This window comes from Bacillus cereus group sp. MYBK245-2, assembly GCF_051916145.1.
GTDB classification, from domain to species: Bacteria; Bacillota; Bacilli; order Bacillales; family Bacillaceae_G; genus Bacillus_A; species Bacillus_A pacificus.
On sequence record NZ_JBQAGB010000038.1, the window covers coordinates 1 to 3,277 of the forward strand.

Below are 3,277 nucleotides of genomic sequence, written 5' to 3' on the forward strand. Positions count from 1 at the left end.
CGATTTATAATTTAATTAAATTATAAATCGGGTATTTTAAAAGTGCAATATTTTTTATAGGATTTCACATTTATAATCCCACAAATTATAAATGATATAAAAAATAAATTTAATTTATAACTCCACAAATTACGGTATATAACTCCACAAATTACGGTTATAATCCCACAAATTATAACTTATAATCCCACAAATTATAGTATTTTCCTAGAAATCCAGTCATATCAACGGTTCAACCTATGTTCTCCCTTCTATTCTATTATTTTATAAAATTTAAAAGGGCTTTTCACTATGCAATAGTCGAGTAGTATTTTTTGAGAAAACCATTCAAAAAATCTCCACTCTTTTGCTATTGCATAGTGAAATTCGGCAGGTGTGAGCATGTCGCCAAGCCGAACAGACCAAAAACGAGGATTTAGATTGTTCGACTTGGACTAGCAATTGTACCTGCCGAACCGCCTTGCTCTATCGTTCTAAACAATCCGCTTATTCCATATTCATTTACGTTAAGATCCAGGGGGCTAGCCCCCAAACCCCCAGCCAGCACTCACACCCAAAAACAAGGAGAGAATGAACTTAGAACAGCACATTTATAGAAACTGTGTTTTTGCTAGATGCATATTAAAAAGGATAAGCATATGCTATATTACGCTTTCGTATAATTCCCTTATCTTTAAAGAGAACTTAAATCTTAATAATAGATTTGAGTTCTCTTTTTATATCATTATTCTCTAATTACCATATACATATAATATATTTAAAATTAATTTAAAAGGAGAAGTATGTTATATGACAAAATTGGAGGAACTAGAAAAAGATTTTAATCAAATGAATCTAGATTTAAAAGCTATACAACATGATATGAAAAGTTTAGAAGTAAGAATATTAGTAGCTGAAAAGGATGTTTTAACTATTAATAAACAATTAGATAAAATTAGTGCAAATACTACATGGATTTTACGATTGATCATAAGCGGATTGTTAACAGGAGTACTTGGTGTATTAGCTAAAAACCTGTTATAGGAAAAAAGGGTGTTGGTCAATCAAAACGGACCTAGCAAAGCGAAGGGAGTATTTGACTTGACCAACCGTACTACACCCAAACCCTCTTGGCATTGAACAAACAATCGTTTGTTCCTGCTAACCGGCGAGGGAGCCCCTCAAGGATTGAGGGGTTGGGGAGTTTGATTGAGGGGGTCTGGGGAAGAGTTTCCCCAGTGGGTTTGGGCAAAGCCCAAGGTTTGTTTTTTGCCAGGCAAAGCATGGCTTGGCGGAGCCAAAGAGCCTCGCAGAGCACGTCCAAATGAAATTTGGTATAACGTGCTAGACCAAATTTGGTTTTTCTTCTATCCCCATGTTAAACTAGTTACCAAAAGGGGGGGTCTTGCTCATGGCTCACGTTCAAAAATATGCAAAAGGAAATGTTCAAGGATTGTCCATTCACTGGGACAGAAAAACAGAAAATCATTCGAATCAAGACATTGATAATGAACGGTCACATTTGAATTATGATTTATGTGAAAAAGAAGGAGATACACTTTCACGCATGAATGATCGGTTAAGTGAAGTGCATTGCTTGAATCGAAAAGATGTAAAAGTCTGTGCAGATTGGGCTGTTACATTACCGGAAAGTTTGAAAGATGCTTCTGAGAAGGAACAACGTGAATTTTTTGAGAAAACCTATGAATTTTTAGCGAACCGTTATGGTGGTGAAAAAAATGTGTTGTCAGCCAATGTACATAATGACGAAACAAGACCGCATATGCATTTTGCTTTTATGCCTGTTGTTTGGGACGAGAAAAAGCAACAGGCAAAGGTTTCAGCTAAAGAAGTTTTAACAAGAAAAGATTTAAAAACATTTCACCAAGATTTAGATGAGTTTTTGAAAAAAGAAATACCACAAATCTACAAAGAAGGTATTTTAAACGATAAAACGATTGGCGTTGATACGGTTAAAGATTTGAAAAGGTATTCTGAAGAAATACAGAAACAAAAAGATGTAATGGATGCGGAAGTAAAGGTCAAAGAAAGAGAGTTAGAGGGGAAAATTCAATCATTAGATAAAGAATTGGAAAGTAAAAAAAATGAGTTTCTGAATTTGAGTGAAGCACTCCCTTCAAAAATTAATATCAAAGTAAAAGGAAAAGAGAAAAAAACAGAGGTTGTAAAAACAGGTTTTTTAAAATCAGAAACAGTAACTACAGAAACTGGGAATTGGATTGTTTCTGATAGTGAAATGAGAAGGATGCAAAAAGTTCTAAGCGATGCAAATTTCGTAAAGGAAGATTATGAGCGTTTGCAGCGTACAGATTTAGTTAAAGAAAACAAAGAATTACATGATAGAGTTGATAGTTTAGCCGATGGTTATGTTAAAGCTATTAATGAGAATACAGATTTGTATGAGAAGAATAGAGAATTACGTAAGGAAATAAGCTCGTTAAAAGCCCATGTAAAAGATTTAAAGGAAAATGTAAAGGTTTTATACCACAATACGAAAAAAGTCCTTGGAGAGCATTTTAAAGCGTTTAGAGGACTTGTTAAGAATGAATTGGATATAAAAGGTGTAGATAATCAATTTGATTGTGAATATAAGAAAGAAATTAAGAAACAACGTGGATATAACATGGAACGTTAAAACCGTCTCAGAATTAATTCTGAGACGGTTCGTCGTTTTTGTATGTTATTTCTGTTTTAAGCTCTCTTCCTTTAGTTGAATAGACTTGTTGTAATCGGATTTCTTGTATATCGTGCCAATGGCCACGACCAAAATAACGAGCATTTACTTGATATGTACCAGTACCTTTTCTAAAAAGAATTTCTGCATTTACAAGTTTGTTGATGTTGTTATTAAGAACTTGTACTGTTTTATATCCTAGTTCTTGTGCCATTTGTTTTTTTATAAAGCTATTTAGAATGATCATATTGTCATAAGACATTACTTTTAATAAAACGTTAATAACTCTATCTAAACCTTTAGGTAAATCATTTAAGGCTACAATATCTTTTAAATATATTTTTACGTAGTCTGGTTCTTTGTCGATATAAGCATTTATAATTTCTTCTTCTTCTTGAATTTCACCAGTATTTATATCTATTATTTTATTTTTTGTAACTTTAGAAACTTTTTTCAAGGGTCTTTCCGGTTGCATCAAATCTACCTCCTACCCGATTTATAATTTAATTAAATTATAAATCGGGTATTTTAAAAGTGCAATATTTTTTATAGGATTTCACATTTATAATCCCACAAATTATAAATGATATAAAAAATAAATTT

Annotated in this window: 3 protein-coding genes; 2 read left to right on the forward strand and 1 reads right to left on the reverse strand. The window is 32.5% G+C overall.

Annotation, left to right across the window (positions count from 1 at the left end):
* The first annotated feature begins 789 nt into the window (after window positions 1-789).
* Window positions 790-1,023: a hemolysin XhlA family protein gene (locus ACTFRN_RS27950; protein ID WP_071741779.1), complete on the forward strand. Its 234-nt coding sequence runs from the start codon at window positions 790-792 to the stop codon at window positions 1,021-1,023.
* Between the two features lie 367 nt (window positions 1,024-1,390).
* Window positions 1,391-2,635: a MobV family relaxase gene (mobV, locus tag ACTFRN_RS27955; protein WP_000951644.1), complete on the forward strand. Its 1,245-nt coding sequence runs from the start codon at window positions 1,391-1,393 to the stop codon at window positions 2,633-2,635.
* 13 nt (window positions 2,636-2,648) lie between these two features.
* Here mobV and ACTFRN_RS27960 read toward each other — a convergent pair whose 3' ends face one another.
* The gene (locus tag ACTFRN_RS27960; protein WP_001182216.1) at window positions 2,649-3,149 is read right to left on the reverse strand and encodes a replication/maintenance protein RepL; all 501 of its coding nucleotides are present in this window, start codon (window positions 3,147-3,149) and stop codon (window positions 2,649-2,651) included.
* Window positions 3,150-3,277 lie beyond the last annotated feature (128 nt).